Annotated in this window: 17 protein-coding genes and 1 other RNA gene; 10 read left to right on the top strand and 8 right to left on the bottom strand. The window is 61.0% G+C overall.

The features are described from left to right. Positions 1-49: 49 nt before the first annotated feature. The 4 genes from RCH09_RS14360 to trxA form a co-directional block, all read right to left on the bottom strand. The gene (locus RCH09_RS14360; RefSeq protein ID WP_326941804.1) at positions 50-1,774 is read right to left on the bottom strand and encodes an ArnT family glycosyltransferase; all 1,725 of its coding nucleotides are present in this window, start codon (positions 1,772-1,774) and stop codon (positions 50-52) included. A gap of 140 nt (positions 1,775-1,914) precedes the next feature. Further along, a complete protein-coding gene (locus tag RCH09_RS14355; RefSeq protein ID WP_326941803.1) occupies positions 1,915-2,184 on the bottom strand; it encodes a type B 50S ribosomal protein L31 in 270 nt (89 codons plus the stop codon). A 174-nt stretch (positions 2,185-2,358) separates the two neighbouring features. Continuing rightward, entirely contained in the window at positions 2,359-3,624 is a 1,266-nt protein-coding gene (gene rho, locus RCH09_RS14350; protein WP_326941802.1) for a transcription termination factor Rho, read from the bottom strand. A gap of 117 nt (positions 3,625-3,741) precedes the next feature. Next, positions 3,742-4,068 carry a thioredoxin TrxA gene (gene trxA / locus RCH09_RS14345; RefSeq protein ID WP_326941801.1) on the bottom strand — a complete coding sequence of 109 codons (327 nt, stop codon included), beginning with the start codon at positions 4,066-4,068 and terminating at the stop codon, positions 3,742-3,744. A 382-nt stretch (positions 4,069-4,450) separates the two neighbouring features. Between trxA and RCH09_RS14340 the strand changes: the two genes are divergently transcribed. From RCH09_RS14340 to RCH09_RS14305, 8 genes are all read left to right on the top strand, one after another. Continuing rightward, entirely contained in the window at positions 4,451-7,096 is a 2,646-nt protein-coding gene (locus tag RCH09_RS14340) for a PD-(D/E)XK nuclease family protein (RefSeq protein ID WP_326941800.1), read from the top strand. Next, positions 7,096-10,383 carry a UvrD-helicase domain-containing protein gene (locus RCH09_RS14335; protein ID WP_326941799.1) on the top strand — a complete coding sequence of 1,096 codons (3,288 nt, stop codon included), beginning with the start codon at positions 7,096-7,098 and terminating at the stop codon, positions 10,381-10,383. The genes RCH09_RS14340 and RCH09_RS14335 overlap by 1 nt, the downstream gene beginning before the upstream one ends. A gap of 59 nt (positions 10,384-10,442) precedes the next feature. Beyond that, the gene (locus tag RCH09_RS14330; RefSeq protein WP_326941798.1) at positions 10,443-11,171 is read left to right on the top strand and encodes a hypothetical protein; all 729 of its coding nucleotides are present in this window, start codon (positions 10,443-10,445) and stop codon (positions 11,169-11,171) included. Between the two features lie 10 nt (positions 11,172-11,181). Beyond that, positions 11,182-11,580 (top strand): hypothetical protein, encoded by a 399-nt coding sequence (locus RCH09_RS14325; RefSeq protein WP_326941797.1) that lies wholly within the window; start codon positions 11,182-11,184, stop codon positions 11,578-11,580. A gap of 55 nt (positions 11,581-11,635) precedes the next feature. Beyond that, positions 11,636-11,866 (top strand): DUF904 domain-containing protein, encoded by a 231-nt coding sequence (locus tag RCH09_RS14320; RefSeq protein ID WP_326941796.1) that lies wholly within the window; start codon positions 11,636-11,638, stop codon positions 11,864-11,866. After that, entirely contained in the window at positions 11,863-12,174 is a 312-nt protein-coding gene (locus RCH09_RS14315; RefSeq protein WP_326941795.1) for a cell division protein ZapA, read from the top strand. The genes RCH09_RS14320 and RCH09_RS14315 overlap by 4 nt, the downstream gene beginning before the upstream one ends. An 81-nt stretch (positions 12,175-12,255) precedes the next feature. Further along, positions 12,256-12,435, top strand: a non-coding RNA gene (ssrS, locus tag RCH09_RS14310) — 6S RNA. A 75-nt stretch (positions 12,436-12,510) separates the two neighbouring features. Then, positions 12,511-12,981 carry an EVE domain-containing protein gene (locus tag RCH09_RS14305; RefSeq protein ID WP_326941794.1) on the top strand — a complete coding sequence of 157 codons (471 nt, stop codon included), beginning with the start codon at positions 12,511-12,513 and terminating at the stop codon, positions 12,979-12,981. Between the two features lies 1 nt (position 12,982). Here RCH09_RS14305 and lgt read toward each other — a convergent pair whose 3' ends face one another. Together lgt and RCH09_RS14295 are read right to left on the bottom strand one after the other, a co-directional pair. Next, positions 12,983-13,795: a prolipoprotein diacylglyceryl transferase gene (lgt, locus tag RCH09_RS14300; RefSeq protein WP_326941793.1), complete on the bottom strand. Its 813-nt coding sequence runs from the start codon at positions 13,793-13,795 to the stop codon at positions 12,983-12,985. After that, positions 13,796-14,689: a LysR substrate-binding domain-containing protein gene (locus RCH09_RS14295; RefSeq protein ID WP_326941792.1), complete on the bottom strand. Its 894-nt coding sequence runs from the start codon at positions 14,687-14,689 to the stop codon at positions 13,796-13,798. 93 nt (positions 14,690-14,782) lie between these two features. Here RCH09_RS14295 and ilvD point away from each other — a divergent pair, with 93 nt between their 5' ends. Beyond that, positions 14,783-16,456 (top strand): dihydroxy-acid dehydratase, encoded by a 1,674-nt coding sequence (gene ilvD / locus RCH09_RS14290; protein ID WP_326941791.1) that lies wholly within the window; start codon positions 14,783-14,785, stop codon positions 16,454-16,456. 10 nt (positions 16,457-16,466) lie between these two features. Here the strand turns inward: ilvD and RCH09_RS14285 are convergent, their stop codons facing one another. Continuing rightward, positions 16,467-16,703 carry a TIGR04438 family Trp-rich protein gene (locus RCH09_RS14285; RefSeq protein WP_326941790.1) on the bottom strand — a complete coding sequence of 79 codons (237 nt, stop codon included), beginning with the start codon at positions 16,701-16,703 and terminating at the stop codon, positions 16,467-16,469. Between the two features lie 159 nt (positions 16,704-16,862). Between RCH09_RS14285 and RCH09_RS14280 the strand changes: the two genes are divergently transcribed. Further along, positions 16,863-17,171: a c-type cytochrome gene (locus tag RCH09_RS14280; protein ID WP_326941823.1), complete on the top strand. Its 309-nt coding sequence runs from the start codon at positions 16,863-16,865 to the stop codon at positions 17,169-17,171. Between the two features lie 75 nt (positions 17,172-17,246). Here RCH09_RS14280 and RCH09_RS14275 read toward each other — a convergent pair whose 3' ends face one another. Further along, on the bottom strand, positions 17,247-18,248 hold the full coding sequence (locus RCH09_RS14275; protein WP_326941789.1) for an MBL fold metallo-hydrolase: 1,002 nt from the start codon (positions 18,246-18,248) through the stop codon (positions 17,247-17,249). Positions 18,249-18,309 lie beyond the last annotated feature (61 nt).

The raw sequence follows: 18,309 nt of genomic DNA, 5'->3' as shown, positions 1-18,309 counted from the left end.
ACGCGTTGTCATTGGTTTTTTGTGACGCCTGGCGCTTGCCGTGGTGCGGTCAACGACCGCTGCGTCGATACAGTCTAAAGCGTTCATCGCGATCCGATGGGCGACGGCCTTCCCACAACATCTTCCATTCGGCGCTGCCGTTGTAAGGCTTGAAAAGCATCACGTCGTTACGTTTCTGATTACTGTCCTGCAGCAGCAGGAAGTCGCACGGACCGTCGGCGAAACGCGAAAAATTGACCTGGCCGAAATACGCGAAGCTGGCACGCTGGCTCGGTCCGATGTTGGTGTCGACGCATTCGGACGAGCGCGGCAATTTCAGGGCAATTTGCTGCGCGACGCCGGCATAGCTCTTGCCGTAATTGATCCATGGCAGCCATAGCGTCATCAGCAGCAGCCAGCACAGGATCACCCCGGCCGAGGACAACACCACCGCACGCCACAATACCGACGGCTGCCGTGACAGGCGCCACTGCACCACCGCGATCCAGCCGGCCGTGGCGCACGCGGCCACGATCACCGCCAGCAGGTTGAACTCGGGCTTGAAGCCAGGCGCGAGCTTGAACGCATTGCGCGCCAGTTGCGCCGGCCAGCCGGTCTGCTTGGCGATCCAGCCAATCCAGATGAACGCGGCGCAGGTCGACAGCGTCATCACCGAAAACCAGTCGACCGCATTGATGGCGCCGCGCTTCATGGTCGGTAGCCCGAATGCGGCAAGCATGGCCAGCGGTGGCAGCAGCGGCAACAGGATGCCTTCGACATGATTCGGATTGATCAGCGCCAGCAAGACGAAGACCGCGACAAAACTCAGCGGCAGGGCGATGTGCAAGGCATTTTTCTGCTGGCGCCATGCGTACACGGCCCAGCCGGCAAACGGCCAGGCCGGCCAGGTGAACCAGATGCCGTACTTGAAGAAGTATTTCAGGCTGTCGAGCGATGGCGCCGCGATCTGCGCCAGGTTCCAGTCGAGCCAGAGTGGCGTTGGCGAGCTGCCGAACGGTTGCATCAGGTTGGCCAGCAGCGGCCAGCTGCCGGCGACGATCAGCCCGGCCGGCAGGGTCATGCCGGCCAGCAGTTTGAGCAGGCCGCGGTGCTGCCAGGCTGCCAGCACCAGCAAACTCACGAAGATCCCGGCGGGGACGACCCATCCGCGCGTCAGGGCCAGCAATCCCAGCGTCGCGCCGAGCGACAGTGCGGTGCGCCAGGAGGGCAGGTCGATCAGCCGCGCGCTGGCGTACAGGGCTGCTGCCACCAGCGACACCTGCAGTGCTTCGGTGCTGGTCTCATGACTGTGCAATAACAGGCCAAGGCTGCCGAGATAAATCAGCAGGGCGCCATCGGCCAGGGTGCGGCCGTAATCCTTTGCTTCGGGTTGTCCGCCGAAGGCCAGCTTCAAGGGTTGCGCTTCGCTGCGGCGACCCAGCAGGAAGGTCGCGTACCAGACCGACAACGAGCCAAGCAGGAAAAATCCGACGGTCGCCACGCGTGCCGCCATGGGATCGCCGAGCAGCCAGCCGAACAGCTTGATGCACAAGGCGCCGATCCAGAACGTCAGCGGGCCCTTGTCGGCCATCGGCAGGCCGACGATATTCGGCCACAGCCAGTCGGCCAGGCTGCCATGCGCCATGGTCCACATGATGCCGAAGCCGGCGGCGTCGTCGGTCTTCCACGGGTCACGTCCGATCAGGCCCGGCAGGATGTACAGAAAACACAGCGCGAACAGGGCCAGACGTGGCAGTGCGCGGGTGGCGGAGGCGGGCAGGCGAACTGGCTTCATCAAGGTTTTGAGGGTGGCATGGCGCCGTCACTGGAATGGCACTTATTGTGCCGTAAAAAAACGGCAACATGGTTTAAACAGATAGACGCAGGAAACAAAAAAGGCAGCCAAGGCTGCCTTTTGATCGTGCTGAACCAGAATTAATCCTGGGCGATCTGGGTTTTCGAACCAACGCTGCCGAACTTCTGGCGGAATTTCTCGACGCGACCGGCGGTATCGACGATCTTGTGCTTGCCGGTGTAGAACGGGTGCGACTCGGAGGACACCTCGATCTTCACGAGTGGGTATTGCTTGCCTTCGAATTCAGCCATCTCGCGGGTCTGAACGGTCGAGCGGGTAACGAATTTGAAATCGCAGGACAGATCGTGGATCAGTACTTCGCGATAATTTGGGTGAATGCCGTCTTTCATTTGAAGCCTCAGTAGTGTTAGGTAGCCAATCGCCACTTCGTCGGTCGCCGTGCTTCTTGACCCGATTGATGATCACTTGCCTTGGAATGGAGCTCGAATTATACAAGAATTTGTAGTCGCAGCATGGAAAAAGGCGCGTCTCGCAACGCGCCTTTTGTCTTCCGTCAGCAACGCTTATGAATTGCCGCGCCGCATCATGTCGAAGAATTCACCGTTGTTCTTGGTGGCCTTCATCTTGTCGAGAATGAATTCCATCGCTTCGATTTCATCCATGCTGTAGAGCAGCTTGCGCAACACCCAGATTTTTTGCAGTTGGTCAGGTTTGATCAACAGCTCTTCGCGGCGGGTGCCGGACTTGTTCAAATTGATGGCGGGATAGACGCGCTTCTCGGCGAGGCGACGTTCCAGATGCACTTCCATGTTGCCGGTACCCTTGAATTCTTCAAAGATCACGTCATCCATGCGGCTGCCGGTTTCGATCAGGGCGGTCGCGATAATCGTCAGCGAACCGCCTTCTTCGATGTTGCGGGCTGCGCCAAAGAAGCGCTTCGGACGCTGCAACGCATTGGCGTCGACACCACCGGTCAGTACCTTGCCGGAAGCCGGGATCACCGTGTTGTAGGCGCGTGCAAGGCGGGTGATCGAGTCGAGAAGGATCACCACGTCTTTTTTCATTTCGACCAGGCGCTTGGCTTTTTCCAGCACCATCTCGGCGACCTGCACGTGGCGGGTGGCCGGTTCGTCAAAGGTCGAGGCAACCACTTCGCCGCGCACCGAGCGCTGCATTTCGGTAACTTCCTCAGGCCGTTCGTCGATCAGCAGCACGATCAGCGTGCAGTCCGGGTGATTGGCGGTGATCGCGTGCGCCATGTGTTGGAGGATCACCGACTTGCCGGATTTTGGTGATGCCACCAGCAAGCCGCGCTGGCCCTTGCCGATCGGCGCGATCATGTCGATGATGCGGCCGGTGATGTTTTCCTGGCCGTTCATCTCGCGCTCGAGCTTCAGCGGCTCGTTCGGATGCAATGGCGTCAGGTTTTCAAACAGGATCCGATGTTTCGAGGCTTCCGGCGATTCGCCATTGACCTTGTCGACCTTGACCAGGGCGAAGTAGCGTTCGCCGTCTTTTGGCGTGCGGACTTCCCCTTCGATCGAGTCGCCGGTATGCAGGTTGAAGCGGCGGATCTGGGACGGCGAAATGTAGATGTCGTCGGTCGAGGCCATGTAGCTGGCATCAGGCGAGCGCAGAAAGCCGAAGCCGTCCGGCAGCACTTCGAGTGCGCCATCGCCAAAAATCTGTTCGCCGGTCTTGGCACGTTTTTTCAGGATCGCAAACATCAGTTCCTGTTTGCGCAGGCGGGCGGCGTTGTCGATATCAAGGCCGATGGCCATTTCAAGCAGGGCGGAAACGTGTAACGCCTTGAGTTCGGATAAGTGCATGGTCATTATTTTGAATTAATTTTGAGTGTCCCGGGACGGGGAGGGCGATGGGGGAGGGAGCTGCGTGGTGGTAATCAGGTAAAAGGCGACGCTACGGGCGCAGCGTCGCTGTTGGTATCAGATATTGCTGTCGATGAACGAGGTCAGCTGGCCTTTGGCCAGGGCGCCGACTTTCTGCGCTGCCGGGACACCGTTCTTGAACAGGATCAGGGTTGGAATGCCACGGATGCCGAACTTGGCCGGAACGGCCTGGTTGGCGTCGACATCCATTTTTGCAACCTGCAGTTTGCCATCGTATTCCTTGGCGATTTCTTCAAGGATGGGCGCAATCGATTTGCACGGACCACACCACTCGGCCCAAAAGTCGACCAGTACTGGCTTGTCAGATTTCAGGACGTCGACTTCAAAAGAAGCGTCGGAGATGTGTTTGATGTTTTCGCTCATGATTTCCTCGAAGGGAGGGGTAAGGGTTGAATCAACGCTGCGGCTTTGGGGCGTCTGACAAAGTGCGCCTGGCGGCATTAACACGCCATGCCAGATCCATTTTGTCGGACGCTCCTGGAACCAGTTATCTTGTGCTCGCCACAACGGTGCCGTTTAACAACGATCACGTTGTTACCATAGTGACATGGCGACGTTTGCATTGAAATCAAGGTGGTCGGCAGGTGCCAAACAAAGACCTGCAGCGGGAAAGTGAGGAAATAATACCTGATTTTCCCGGGCTGCGCGTTGTGTGCAACGAACTCCCGGCAGCGGCGCTGCAAATGCTCCGTCACGCTGCGTGATAATGTCTGGCTCCCATGATGCTATCTCAGGCTTCCATTTCATGTTGCGTTCCCCCGAATTGATTCCTCCATCGCCGCAGTTCTGGCCGGCGGTGGCCAAACTGCTGTTGCCGTTGCTGCGGCAGGAGCCCGCGGTTGCGGGTCTGGATTTCTCCGCGGTGCGCGTCGTGGTGCCGACGCTGGAGCATGCACGGCGGCTGAAGTTGGCGTTGTCGCAGCATTTGGGTGTTGCTTTTGCGCCACCAATCATTGCAACCCTGACCGCCTGGCTGGACTTGCAGCCGCCGCACGCTGACGGAATTGCCGGTGACAGTGAGCGCCTGATGGCGTTGTATGCCGAGCTGCGCCAGCACGCCTGGCTGAAGAAATTATTTACGGCGCGCCGCAATACGGACTTGCTGCCGCTGGCGCAAACCCTGTTGGCGTTGTCGGACGAGCTGACGCAAAGCCTGCTGCCAACCCTTCGGCAGCAACCGGATCAACTCGATCAGCGCTGGCACGACGCGCTGGCTTGCCTGACGCCGTCGGCGCGCAATGTGCTGTCCGATGAGAGCCAGCTGGTCTGGAGCATCTGGAAAAGCCAACTCGATGGCCGTGACAATGGCGTGGCGCGGTTCGCGCAGTTGCAGGCGCTGGCAGCGCGCGCCAGCGTGCCGATGGTATGGATTTCACCGGTCGATCCGGACCCTTTCGAGCAGGCCTTCCTGAGCGCCTATGGCGAGCGCCAGACAGTCACGCCACTGCTGCTCGATTGGCGCGCGGCGGCGCCGGTGCTGCTGGCGGCGTGGGGTGAACTGGTCGACGATGCGGCGCCAGTCGCAGCACCTGCGGCACTTGACAACGTGGTGCTGTATCCGGCCACCAGCCTGGAAGACGAAGCGCTGCGCGGGGCGCAAACGGTGATTGACTGGATCGTTGCCGGCAACACCAGCATCGCGATCATTGCCCAGGATCGGGTGGTGGCGCGGCGCATTCGCGCGCTGCTCGAACGCGCTGAGGTGCTGGTGGCCGACGAAACCGGATGGAAGCTGTCGACCACGCGTGCCGCCTCGGCAATTGCCGCGTGGTTCGAGCTGGTGACCTCGCGCGCCGAAACCGGCGCCCTGCTTGATTTGCTGAAGTCGCCGTTTTTTCCGGTCGACAGCGACAGCGTGATGCAGATCGAGCTGGCGCTGCTGCGCGCCAATGTGGCGGGCGGCTGGGAAGCCGTCGCGCTGGCCCTGCCGCAACAACGCGGCCTGATTGCCGAACTGCGCGCGCAGGCCGGCAAGTTCCAGCGCAATCGCAGCCTGTGCGACTGGATTGCCACCAGCCGCGAGGTGTTCGATGCACTCGGGATGCGTGCCGCGCTGGCTGCGGATGTCGCTGGCGAGCAGGTTCTCGCAATGTTTGATCAACTGGAGGCAGAATGCGGCGAGCTGGTGCAACTGTTTTCGTTTGCCGAGTGGCGCGCGCTGATCAACCTGCAACTGGAAGCGACGCCGTTCGTGGCGCCGCAATCCGATAAACGGGTCGTCATGCTGCCCTTGAATGGCGCACGCCTGCGCACCTTCGACGCGGTGCTGATGGTGGGCGTCGATGCCGCCCATTTGCCGTCGCAGCCGGTCGAGACCCTGTTCTTTGCCAATGCGGTGCGGCGCGAACTGGCGCTGGCCACGCGCGAGTCGCGCCAGCGCCAGCAGCTGCGCGATTTTGCCGAGCTGTTGGGCAGCGGCAGCCCGATCGTGCTGTCGTGGCAGTCCTTCGTCAATGGCGAGCCGAACGCCGCCAGTCCGTGGATCGAACGCCTGCAACTGGCGCTGGCGCGCCACGCATTGCCGCCGCTGGCGCATCAGCAAACGGCCCTCGCGCAGCAAGCACTGACGCCCCGTCTGCCAACGATGCCGATGCCATCGGCGCCGGCGCTGGTGCCGCGCAAATTATCGGCCAGCGGCTACAACAGCCTGGTCGCATGCCCTTACCAGTTTTTTGCCACCCGCATGCTCGGCCTGAGCGCGCTCGATACGCTGTCCGAGCTGCCGGAAAAGCGCGATTACGGCGACTGGCTGCATCAGATACTGGCCAGTTATCACGCCCGTGTCAGTGCGGAAGACACACCCGCATCGCAGCGGCCGGAGTTGCTGGCCGAGATTTCCGAACAGATTTTTCAGCAGGAGCTGGAACGCACCGCGGCGGCGCTGGGTTACTACGTGCGCTGGAAAAAAGTCATGCCAGCCTATCTGGCCTGGGCCGACGAACGTGTGGCACAGGGCTGGCAATTCATGATTGGCGAGCAGCAGATGGAGCGGGTATTGCGCTGGCCGGACGGCGAACTGCGTCTGCACGGGCGGGTCGACCGGATCGATCAGCATGCCGACGGCGCGCGCGCGGTACTCGATTACAAGACCAAGAATGTGGCGGCATTGCGGACAAAACTGAAACAGGGTGAAGACCATCAACTGCCGTTTTACGGACTGCTGGCCGAGTCGCGCATGGACGCCGGTCATTATGTCGCGCTGGAGCTGACCGGCCAGAAAACGGGCGACGTCGCCGCGTCCGATTATCTGCAATGGCAGGATGCGCTGGAGCAGCGTATCGCTGCGCAGATGCAGGCAATCGCCGCCGGCGCGCCGCTGCCTGCCAACGGTATCGACACCGTCTGCCAGTATTGTGAAGTGCGCGGGTTGTGCCGCAAGGGCGCCTGGTGATGGCGCGCGCGTACGACATCAACGGCGCGGATGCGACCGCCGCAGCATTCATTGGCGCGGCCTGCGATCCGCAGCGGTCGGTCGTGGTCGAGGCCTGTGCCGGCAGCGGCAAGACCTGGTTGCTGGTGGCGCGCATGTTGCGCCTGCTGCTGGCGGGCACCGCGCCGTCCGAAATGCTGGCGATTACGTTTACGCGCAAGGCGGCGCAGGAGATGCGCGAGCGGCTGATGCAGCTGTTGCAGCAACTGGCGCTCGCGCCGGAGCCGGAAGTCCTGCAATTGTTGCGCGAGCGCGGGATTGCCGAACACGATCTTGCGGCATTGATGCCAGTCGCGCGTGGTCTGTACGAAGCCGTGCTGGGCAGCGCCAACGCGCTGTCGATCGATACCTTCCACAGCTGGTTCGCGCGCCTGATCCGATTGGCGCCGCTGGCGTCCGGCGTGCCGCATGGTTTCACCCTGACCGAAGCGACCGGCGAGCTGAGCCAGGATGCCTACAGCCGCTTTCTGCAAAGTCTTAATGATGCCGAACACGCTGACGTGCGCGCCGCGTTACAGGCTCTGTATGAGCAGGTTGGCGACTGGAATACCAAGCGCCTGCTCGACGCCTTCGTCAGCAAGCGTGCCGAATGGTGGGCCGCCTCGCAACAGGGCCAGCCACTCGACTGGCTGACCGCATTGTGTGGCGAGGACGGACGCTGCGACGCACGGCTGTCGCTGTGGCAGGACGCGGTACTGGTCAAGCGCCTGCAAACGCTGGCGTGGTTGCTCGGCCAGGGCACGCAGCGCAACCAGGATCGGGCCGTCGCGCTGGAGTCCGCGTTGAGCGACGCGCCATCGCTGGACGGATTCATGCAAATCCATGCCCAGTTCTGGGATGACAGCGGCAAGCCGCGCGGCAACGATCATCGGCGCGGCAAGCTGTTCAAGGCCATCGAAGAAAACCTCGGCGAAAACAGTGGCGAAACCTTCGAGCGCGAGTTTGCCGCGCTGGGTGCGGCACTGGCGCAGCTGCAGCGGCGCAGTTTTGAAACCAACGTGATTGCGATGAACGCCGCCTTGTTCAAGGTCGGCAGTGCCTACCTGGATTGCTATCAGGCGGTCAAGGCCGAGCAACGCGTGTTCGATTTCGCCGATCTGGAATGGCAGGCCTGGCGCGTGCTCAGCAACGACGAGCATGCTGCTTACCTGCAAAGCCGGCTGGACGCCCGCTACAAGCATATTTTGCTGGATGAATTCCAGGACACCAATCCGCTGCAATGGAGCATCGTGCGTGCCTGGCTGAGCGCCTATGGCGCCGATGCCGCCGCGCCCAGCGTGTTCATCGTGGGCGATCCGAAGCAATCGATCTATCGCTTTCGACGGGCCGAACCGCGCGTCTTCCGGGCCGCGCGCGACATGCTGGCCGAGCAGGGCGCGGCGGTCCTGCAGACCAACCAGACCCGACGCAATGCGCCCGAGATCATTGCCCTGCTCAATGCCAGCTTTGACGCCAATCCGATCTACTCGGCGCAGACCACGCTGGCGACCCGCGCCGGCACGCTGTGGCGCTTGCCGCTGATCGAGACCGGCGCCGGCGTTGCGGCGTCGTCGGGGCTCGTGCTGCGGGATTCGCTGGTCAGCGCGCTCGATGAGCAGGACGATGCGCGCCGCCATGACGAGGGACGCGCCGTGGCGGTGGCGATCACGCGCGCGCGGCTGGAACTGGCTGCCAGCAATGGCGCGCCGGTGCGCTGGTCGGACGTCATGCTGCTGGTGAAAAAACGGGCGCATCTGGGCGCCTATGAAACTGCGCTGCGCGAGGCCGGCATTCCGTTTGCGTCGAATCGGCGCGGCGGCTTGCTGGAATCGCTGGAAATCGGCGACCTGATCGCCTTGTTGAGTTTTCTGATTGCGCCCGGCGACAACCGGGCCCTGGCGCATGTGTTGAAGTCGCCGATCATCGGCGCCGATGACGATCTGCTGATCCTGCTGGCGCAGCAAACCGGCGGCAACTGGTGGCAACGTTTGCTGACGCTGGGCGGACAGGGCGTGATGGCGGCAGAGGTGCAGCGCTTGCAGCATTGGCTCGCGCTTGCGCCGTCGCTGCCGGTGCATGATTTGCTCGACCGGATCTTGCATGAGGGCCAGTTGGTGCAACGGTACGCCGCATCGGCGTCAGCATTGGAGCGGGCGCAGGTGATCGGCAATCTGGAGGCCTTTACTGCGCTGGCACTGAATCTGGACGCCGGGCGCTATCCCGGTCTGCCGAAATTCATCGACGCCTTGCGCGCCTTGCTCGGCGCCAGCCAGAGCGATGCGCCGGATGCCGCCGATGTCGATGCCGCGCTCGATGCCGTACGGATTCTGACGATCCACAGCGCCAAGGGCCTTGAGGCCGATATCGTGGTGCTGCTCGACGCCAATCACAGCGAGCCGTCGCGCGACGATGTCGGCATCCTGTGCGAGTGGCCGCAACAGGCGGCGGCGCCGACGCATTTCTCGGCCTTTGGCAGGAATGCCGAACGCGGCGCAGCACGCGACGCCTTGTTCGCCGAGGAAGAACAGTTCCGCACGCAGGAGGACTGGAACCTGTTGTACGTGGCGCTCACGCGCGCACGTCAGTTATTGATTGTCAGTGGCGTGGCCGGTGCGCACGCGACGATCGTGCCCGACAGCTGGTACGACCGCTTGCAACAGATTGAGGAAGTCGACTTCGATCCGGCCGAGGCAACGCCGCAGTCGCAGCAGCAGGCCGGTTTCGTCTGGCCGCTGTTCGCGCCGCCGGTGCTGGCTGCGCCGGCGCAGCCAGTGGTTGTCGTCAACACGCCGGAAATCGAGGAAGGCATTGCCCTGCATGCACTGCTGGAACGACTGACGGCGTCGGCCGATTGGCCGGTCGTGGTCCCGTCGGCAGCCATCATCGCGCGCTGGCTCGGCTGTTTGCCTGCACGTGCCGTCACGGTGCGGGCACAGGCAATGACCATCTTGCAAACCCCGGCGCTGGCGCGCTTCTTCGATCCGCAGGAGTTGCTGTTTGCGCGCAATGAAATGGAGTTGATGCATGACGGCGAGCTGCTGCGCTTTGACCGCATCGTGCAGTTGCCGGACGGATTGTGGATTCTGGATTACAAACGCCGCTTGCTGGCCAGCGAACGGACCGATTATGCGGCGCAGCTGGCGCGCTATCGCCTGGCCGCGCAGGCGGTGTTTGTCGGTCAGGCGATCCGCACCGCGATCATCACCGTCGATGGCGGTTTCGAAGAATTTCAGGTTGATGCTGTTCAGTTGACTGCCGGATCGTCGTAAAATCAAGCGCCACCGCAGCTTGACTGCACCCTTATCAACACCGCCTCCAGGACTTACGCATGCAGAATACCGTTCACTTCATCCTGCAGGGCAAGGGCGGCATCGGCAAGACGCTGGTGTCGACCATTCTGGCGCAGTGGATGAAAACCCGGGTCAGCGACACCGTGCGTTGCTATGACACGGACCAGGAGAACACCACCTTCTCGCGCTATCGGGCGATGAACGTCAAGCATGTACCGGTGATGACCGATGCCCGCACCATCGACCCCAAGCGCTTCGACGCGCTGATGGTCGATCTGCTTGAATCCGACGGCAACTGCGTCATCGACAATGGCGCCAACACCTTTTCGCCGCTGATGGCCTACCTGATCGAAAATGACGCCTTTGCGCTGCTGGAAGAGTCTGGCCGCCATGTCTACATCCACACCATCGTGGGCGGCGGCGACACGCTGCACGACACCGCATCGGGTTTTGTCTCGACCGCGCAATCGACCTCGGCGCCGATCATCCTGTGGCAGAACGAACATTTCGGCTTGTTGCAAACGCCGTCCGGCAAACTGTTTGCTGAATCCTCGACCTTCCACGATTTCTCCGCGCGGGTCCGTGGCCAGGTGCGACTGGCGCTGCGTAACTCGGACACCTTCGGGGCCGACATCAAGAAAATGAACACCGCGCGCATGACGCTCGATGAAGTGCTCGCCAGCGACAAATTCAACGTCATGGAAAAACAGCGCATCAAGACCGTGTATCGCGATATCTTCGATCAACTCGATACGGTGCAATGGTAGGAGCGCGCGCATGAAAACCATGGACCTGAACCTGTTGCGCACCGCCGTGTTCGAAAAGACCGGCATCAAGGTCGATACGCAGGACCCGATTTTCGCGCTGGTCGCATTGCACGAAACGGTACTGGCCGATTCGATCGCGCATCAGCTCAATGCAGTCGACGAAGCCACCGCGCGGTTGCAGCAACAGACCACCGAGCTGCTGGCTGCCGGTGAATTTCTGAAGGCATTGCTGATCGCGTCCGGGCACAGCGTCGAGGGTGTGCAAGTGAGCACCGACGCACCGGTCGCTGCGGCGGCAGCGGGACGCATGTGGGGCATTGAACGGCGCTGGATCATCGCCGGCGCTTGCGTGGCTGGCCTGAGTGCGTTGCTGACCCTGGTCGGAGTGGCGTTGTTCAGGCTGGTATGATGCGTGTCGCCCGATTCGATTGACGCAGATTCGACTGCCCAACTATAGTGATCAGATGACTTCAGATTTCACCCAATTATCCGAAAAGATCAACCTGCTGGCTGAGCTCACGCGCGCCTTGCGCCGCGAGAACGATGACTTGCGCAAACAGGCCGCCGCTCTCGCCAGCGAGAATGCAGAGCTGGCGCAGCGCATGGCACAGGCCCACGAGCGGGTCGCCGCGTTGATGGACAGTCTGCCGGCCGAGCCGGAAATCGAAGCAAAAGACGTCGAGGAATCCGCATGATCCAGCTTCAGGTAACCATCATGGGCCAGCCGTATACGCTGGCCTGCAAGGCCGATGAACAGGTCGCATTGCAGGCCGCCTGCGATTACCTCGATGCGCGCATGTGCACTATCCGCGATGCCGGCCGCATCAAGGGCAATGACCGGATCGCCGTGATGGCGGCACTCGGGATCGCGGCCGAATTGCTGTCGACCAAAGCCCCGGCAGGACCGCTGTCCGAGCTCAGCATGGCCGAGGTCAAGCTGCAGATCAGCAGCATGCACACAGTGCTCGATGCTGCTCTTGCGCCGCAGGAAAATCTGTTCTGAACCGCGTCTTTCACATCGCGAGATGGATTGAATAAAAGAACGCAAAAGGTTTGACAGAGGAGTCGATCGGAGTAGACTTTGATTTCCCTGCAGTGTTTGCGATTGCCATATATTCCTTGAACCATTTATGTGCATCGGCCGCGGAATTTTGTTTGATGGGCGTGCGCGTCGCTAGTCCGATGAACCCGAAATTGAACTAACTGTGGCCACCTTGAACCGTTTGGTTCGGGATGCCGGCAAAGCGGCACCAGCGGGGTTTTATTCTGAAGCGGTTGCATGAAGATGCAGCCGTTTTTTTTCGTTCGCGGCGCTTGATCTGGAAAGCAATTACCTCCCATGGCTTACTGGTTAATGAAATCCGAACCGACCGAATCGAGTATCGACGATGTGCTGGCCGCGCCGGATCAAACGGTCGCATGGTTCGGCATCCGCAATTACCAGGCGCGCAATTTCATGCGCGACGCAATGCGGGTCGGCGATGGCGTACTGTTCTATCACTCCAGCTGTCCGAAGCCGGGCATCGTCGGGTTGGCCGAAATCGTCAGCACGCCCTATCCGGATGCAACCCAATTCGATCCGCAGAGTCATTACTTCGATCCGAAAGCCAGCCCCGAACAACCGCGCTGGGTGATGGTCGACGTCAAGGCCCTGCGCGCGGTGCCGCTGATTCCGCTGGCGACCCTGCGCGCCGCGCCGGAACTGGCCGACATGCCGTTGCTGCAAAAAGGCAACCGGCTATCGATCACTCGCGTGGCGCCGGCCGAATGGCGCTGGATCAACCAGCACCTGATCGCGCCGCCCGCTTGAGCTATCGAGTACGTGGTTGCGACGGCCTGGCACGGTAGGCGAGCAGCAGCAGCACAATCCCCAGCACGATCATCGGCACTGACAGCATCTGGCCCGCTGAAATGGTGATCGGACCAAGCGTGACGTCATAGTCCGGCGTGCGGAAGTATTCGGTGAAGAAGCGCGCACATCCATACCCCAGTGCGAACAGACCGCTGACAGCCAGTCGCGGACGCGGTTTGCGCGCATACAGCCACAGCACGATGAACAGCAGCAGTCCGTCCACCAGCGCCTGATAGATCGGCGACGGATGGCGCGGCAGGTTGTCGACGTTCGGCCAGATCATTGCCCACGGCAGCGTCGCATCGGCCACGCGGCCGGGCAATTCGGCATTGATGAAGTTGCCGATTCGGCCGAACGCATAGCCCAGCGGCACCATGGGTGCGATGAAATCCATCACATCCATCCAGTCGCGCCCGCGCTTCTTGCTCCACAGCGCCATCGCCAGCAGCACGCCGAGGAAGCCGCCATGGAACGACATGCCGCCTTTCCAGACCATCAGAATTTCGAGCGGGTGGCTGAAATACCAGTCCGGGTGATAGAACAGCACTTCGCCCAGGCGGCCGCCAATCACGACGCCCAGCACGCCGTAAAACAGCATGTCGTCGAGATCCTCCCTGGTCCATCCCATGACGGCGATATGCGCCTGCTTGATGCGCAGGCGGCCCAGCACGATGAACTGCATGAAGGCTGCCAGGTACATCAGGCCGTACCAGCGGATCGCAATCGGACCGAGGTGCAGCGCTATCGGGTCAGGCATTGGGTGAATCAGCATTTATTTTTTCTTTCGTAATAATTCGATGAAAGCGTGCAGCACCGGCGAGGGGTTGTCGCGCCGCCAGGCCAGTCCGGTCTCGACCAACGGCGTCTTGCCGCGCAGGGTTTTGTATTCGACGCCAGGGCGTTTCAAATTCGACACCGATTGTGGCACAAGGGCGATGCCCATGCCGGCCGAAACGAGCCCGACGATCGTTTGCATCTGGATCGCTTCCTGGCCGATGCGCGGCGTCAATCCGGCCTCGTGGAAGGTGGCCAGGATCGCATCATGAAAAGCCGGCGCGATCCGGCGCGGAAAAATAATCAGCGGCAGATCTGCCACCGCCTTGAGTGCGACCGCGCCCTTGCCGGCCAGGGCTGGCAATCCCTTTGGCGCAGCCAGGATCAGCGATTCCGACAGGACTGGCAGCCAGGCGATTTCGGTGCGCGATTTTTCCGGCAACGGCGGAATCAGCAAGCCGACGTCGATCCGTCCCTGCGCCAGGTCGTCGAGCTGCACATCGGTGGTGGCTTCGCGCAATTCGATCTGCACCTGCGGGTAATGTTCGCGAAATTCGCGCAGGAATGCCGGCAGCACGCTGTAATCGGCGGTAGAGACGAATGCCAGTGCCAGTCGGCCTGAGGCACCGCTGGCGGCTTGCCGCACCAGTTCCGGCAGCGCATGCGCCTGCGCCAGCAGGCGGCGCGCTTCGGTCAGTAGCGCCGTGCCGGCCGGCGTCAAGGCGACGCTGCGATTGGACCGGACGAACAAGGCATGACCGAGCGTGCTTTCGAGCGCCTGGATGGTTTGCGACAGCGGTGGCTGCGTCATGTGCAGTCGCACGGCCGCACGGCCGAAGTGAAGCTCTTCGGCAACGGCGACGAAGTAACGCAACGGGCGCAGTTCAATCATATGCAAAACCTCTCAATCTTGCGTGAATCATATATTTGACAGTACGCGATGCGCAAGGCAAGGTAGCGTTTTTATTCGCATCTGGAGAACATGATGACGTTCAATCGCCGCTCGAAAAACATCACGCAGGGCATTTCGCGCAGCCCGAACCGTTCGATGTACTACGCCATGGGTTATGAAAAGGCCGACTTCGACAAACCGATGGTGGGCATTGCGAATGGTCATTCGACCATCACCCCGTGCAATTCCGGGCTGCAGAAGCTGGCCGATATCGCGATCCGGACCATCAAGGAAGCCGGCGCCAATTCGCAAGTATTTGGTACGCCGACGATTTCCGATGGCATGTCGATGGGCACCGAAGGCATGAAGTACTCGCTGATTTCGCGCGAAGTCATTGCCGACTGCATCGAGACCGCGGTCAACGGGCAGTGGATGGACGGCTGCGTGGTCATCGGCGGCTGCGACAAGAATATGCCGGGCGGCATGATCGCCATGGCCCGCACCAACGTGCCGAGCATTTATGTCTACGGCGGCACCATCAAGCCGGGCAACTGGAAGGGCAAGGACCTGACCATCGTCTCGGCCTTCGAAGCGGTCGGTGAATTTTCCGCCGGGCGCATGTCGCAGGAAGATTTCGATGGCATCGAGCGCAATGCCTGTCCGTCGTCAGGATCGTGCGGCGGCATGTACACCGCCAACACCATGTCGTCGTCCTTCGAAGCACTTGGCATGTCGCTGCTGTTTTCCTCCACCATGGCCAATCCCGACGACGAGAAAACCGGCTCCGCGGCAGAGTCGTCGCGCGTGCTGGTCGAAGCCATCAAGCGGGACCTGAAACCGCGCGACATCATTACCCGCAAATCGATTGAAAACGCCGTGTCGGTGATCATGGCCACGGGTGGCTCGACCAACGCCGTGCTGCATTTCCTGGCGATTGCGCACGCAGCGGAAGTCGAATGGACCATCGACGATTTCGAAATGGTCCGGCGCAAGGTGCCGGTCATCTGCGACCTCAAGCCGTCGGGCAAGTATGTCGCGACCGACCTGCACAAGGCGGGCGGTATTCCGCAAGTGATGAAGCTGTTGCTCAACGCCGGGCTGTTGCATGGCGACTGCATGACCATCACCGGGCGCACCATGGCCGAGGAACTGGCCGATGTGCCGGATGTGCCACGGGCCGACCAGGATGTGATCCACACGATCGAAACAGCGCTCTACAAGCAGGGGCACCTGGCCATCCTGAAGGGCAATTTGTCGCCGGAAGGCTGCGTCGCCAAAATCACCGGCCTGAAAAATCCTGTCATCACGGGACCGGCGCGGGTGTTTGAAGACGAGTATTCGGCCATGGAGGCGATTCTGGCCGATCAGATCAAGCCGGGTGACGTGCTGGTCATGCGCTATCTCGGCCCAAAAGGCGGACCGGGCATGCCGGAAATGCTGGCGCCGACTGCGGCCTTGATCGGCAAGGGATTGGGCGAGTCGGTCGGCCTGATTACCGACGGCCGTTTTTCAGGCGGGACCTGGGGCATGGTGGTGGGTCACGTGTCACCGGAAGCCTTCGAAGGCGGGACGATCGCGCTGGTGCACGAAGGCGATTCAGTGACGATCGACGCGCGTCAATTGCTGATCCAGCTGAATGTGCCGGACGAGGAAATCGCACGGCGACGTGCCGGTTGGAAGGCGCCAGCGCCGCGCTATACGCGCGGGGTGTTGTCGAAGTTTGCCGCCTTGACATCGTCGGCCAGCAAGGGCGCTGTCACCGGGTGATGCCGTAGGGTCAGCGACGGCTGCCGGGTTTTTTCTCGAAAGCCTTCTTGACGCGGGCGTCGCGCGCCTTGTCCATCTCATCGTGGGCACGGCGCTTGTCGAGCCCGAGCATCCGTTCGAAGAACTCGAACCACAGGAACGCCACGCCAAACAGGCCGGCGATCCACCACCACGACAGATTGGCGACCGGCCCGATTTCAAAATATCGCAGTAGCGACAGGACGACGATGAGGATGATGATGGGCATGGGAGTTTCCTTTTCCTCGCAAGAATAGTGTTAAAGAAAGTAACGGTCAACCAAACCCGTCAACCGGGCATGTTACGTGGCGTTGTTGGCTCCATCCGGGTACAGGCGGATTGACCGAATCACGGTAGAATCTGCACCACCCCTCACATGGAGATCTTGATGAAACGTTCCCTTTTGGTGTGTTTTGCATTGGCGGCCTTGGCATCCAATGCAGCTTTCGCAAGTCTTGAACTCGCCAAGGCAAAGAACTGCATGGCGTGCCATGCGGTGGCGACCAAAGTTGTCGGCCCGGCGTACAAAGACGTCGCGGCAAAGTACGCGGGACAAAAGGATGCGGAAGACAAGCTGACCCAAAAAGTGCTCAAGGGTGGCAGCGGCGCTTGGGGTGCGGTGCCAATGCCGGCCAATGCGCAGGTCAACGAAGCTGAAGCGCGCACGCTGGTGAAATGGGTGCTGCAGCAGAAGTAATCGCATCGACATGGATTGAAAAAAAACCGCCGGGTGTATTCCACCGGCGGTTTTTTTATGGGCGCAAGGACGTCTTTATCGACCGACACCGTAGGGCGCGTATTGCACCGGCACCCAGGCATAGCCACTGCCTTCGGCGCGAATCTGCCCAATGCCTGGGAAGGGTAGATGCGCACCGGCCACCAGGGTCTGTTGTTGCGCCGCCTCGCTGAAGATTTTTTTACGCATTGGAATTGCCTTTGCACTATCGACATCAAAGGCGATGGCGATGCCCGGACGCGGAAACTGCATCGCATAACTGTGGATCAGATCGCCCAGGATCAGCAAATTCTGGTCCCTTGAACTGATCTTGTAGCTGGTATGTCCGGGCGTATGGCCTGGCGTCGGGACTGCGGCGATGCCGGGCGCGATCGTTTCATTGCCGGTGAAGGGCTTGAATTTGCCCGCGTCAATATAGGGTTGAACCGATTCACGCGCCATCTTGAAAAATCCCTGGGCGTCTTTCGGTGCCTTTGCGGCAACGGCTTCGCTCATCCAGAAATCGGATTCGGCCTTGGCGGTGCGCAGCGTTGCGTTCGGAAAGGCCAGTTTGCCGTCGGCGCTGATCAGGCCGCAGGCATGGTCCGGATGCAGGTGGGTAATTACCACCGTATCGATCTGGCTGGCGTCATAGCCGGCCGCCTTGAGACTTTCCGGAAGTGCGCCCAGCGTCGGGCCGAAACATTTTGCCGAGCCTGTGTCGACCAGAACGAGGCTGGTGCCAGTATTGATCAGGTATGCGTTGACAGCACTTTGAAAACCTTTTTTGTTGACGAAAGCGCGCGCCAGCAGCTTCTGCATTTCCTGTGGCGTGGTGTTTTTGAACAGGCCTTGTTCGGCTTCGAAATAGCCGTCATACAGGGCCGTAATCTCGAAATCTCCCAGCGCCATCCGGTAGAAGCCGGGTACCTGGGTTTTCAGTTGCGCCGGGCTCGCTGCGATGGAGGAAATCGGTGCAAGCAGGGTGCCGAGTGTGGCGCTGGCAAGTGCCAGGGACAACAGGGTACGTTTGGCCAAATGACGGGTGGTTCGATGCATGGTTAGGGTCCTCGAAAGCGATTGATCGAAAAGTACTGAAAGTGGCAAAGGCCGGATAACA

Source organism: Actimicrobium sp. GrIS 1.19 (assembly GCF_035984655.1).
Taxonomy (GTDB): domain Bacteria; phylum Pseudomonadota; class Gammaproteobacteria; order Burkholderiales; family Burkholderiaceae_D; genus Actimicrobium.
Note: the sequence above shows the minus strand (reverse complement) of the source record. Positions and strands in the feature narration are given on the sequence as shown.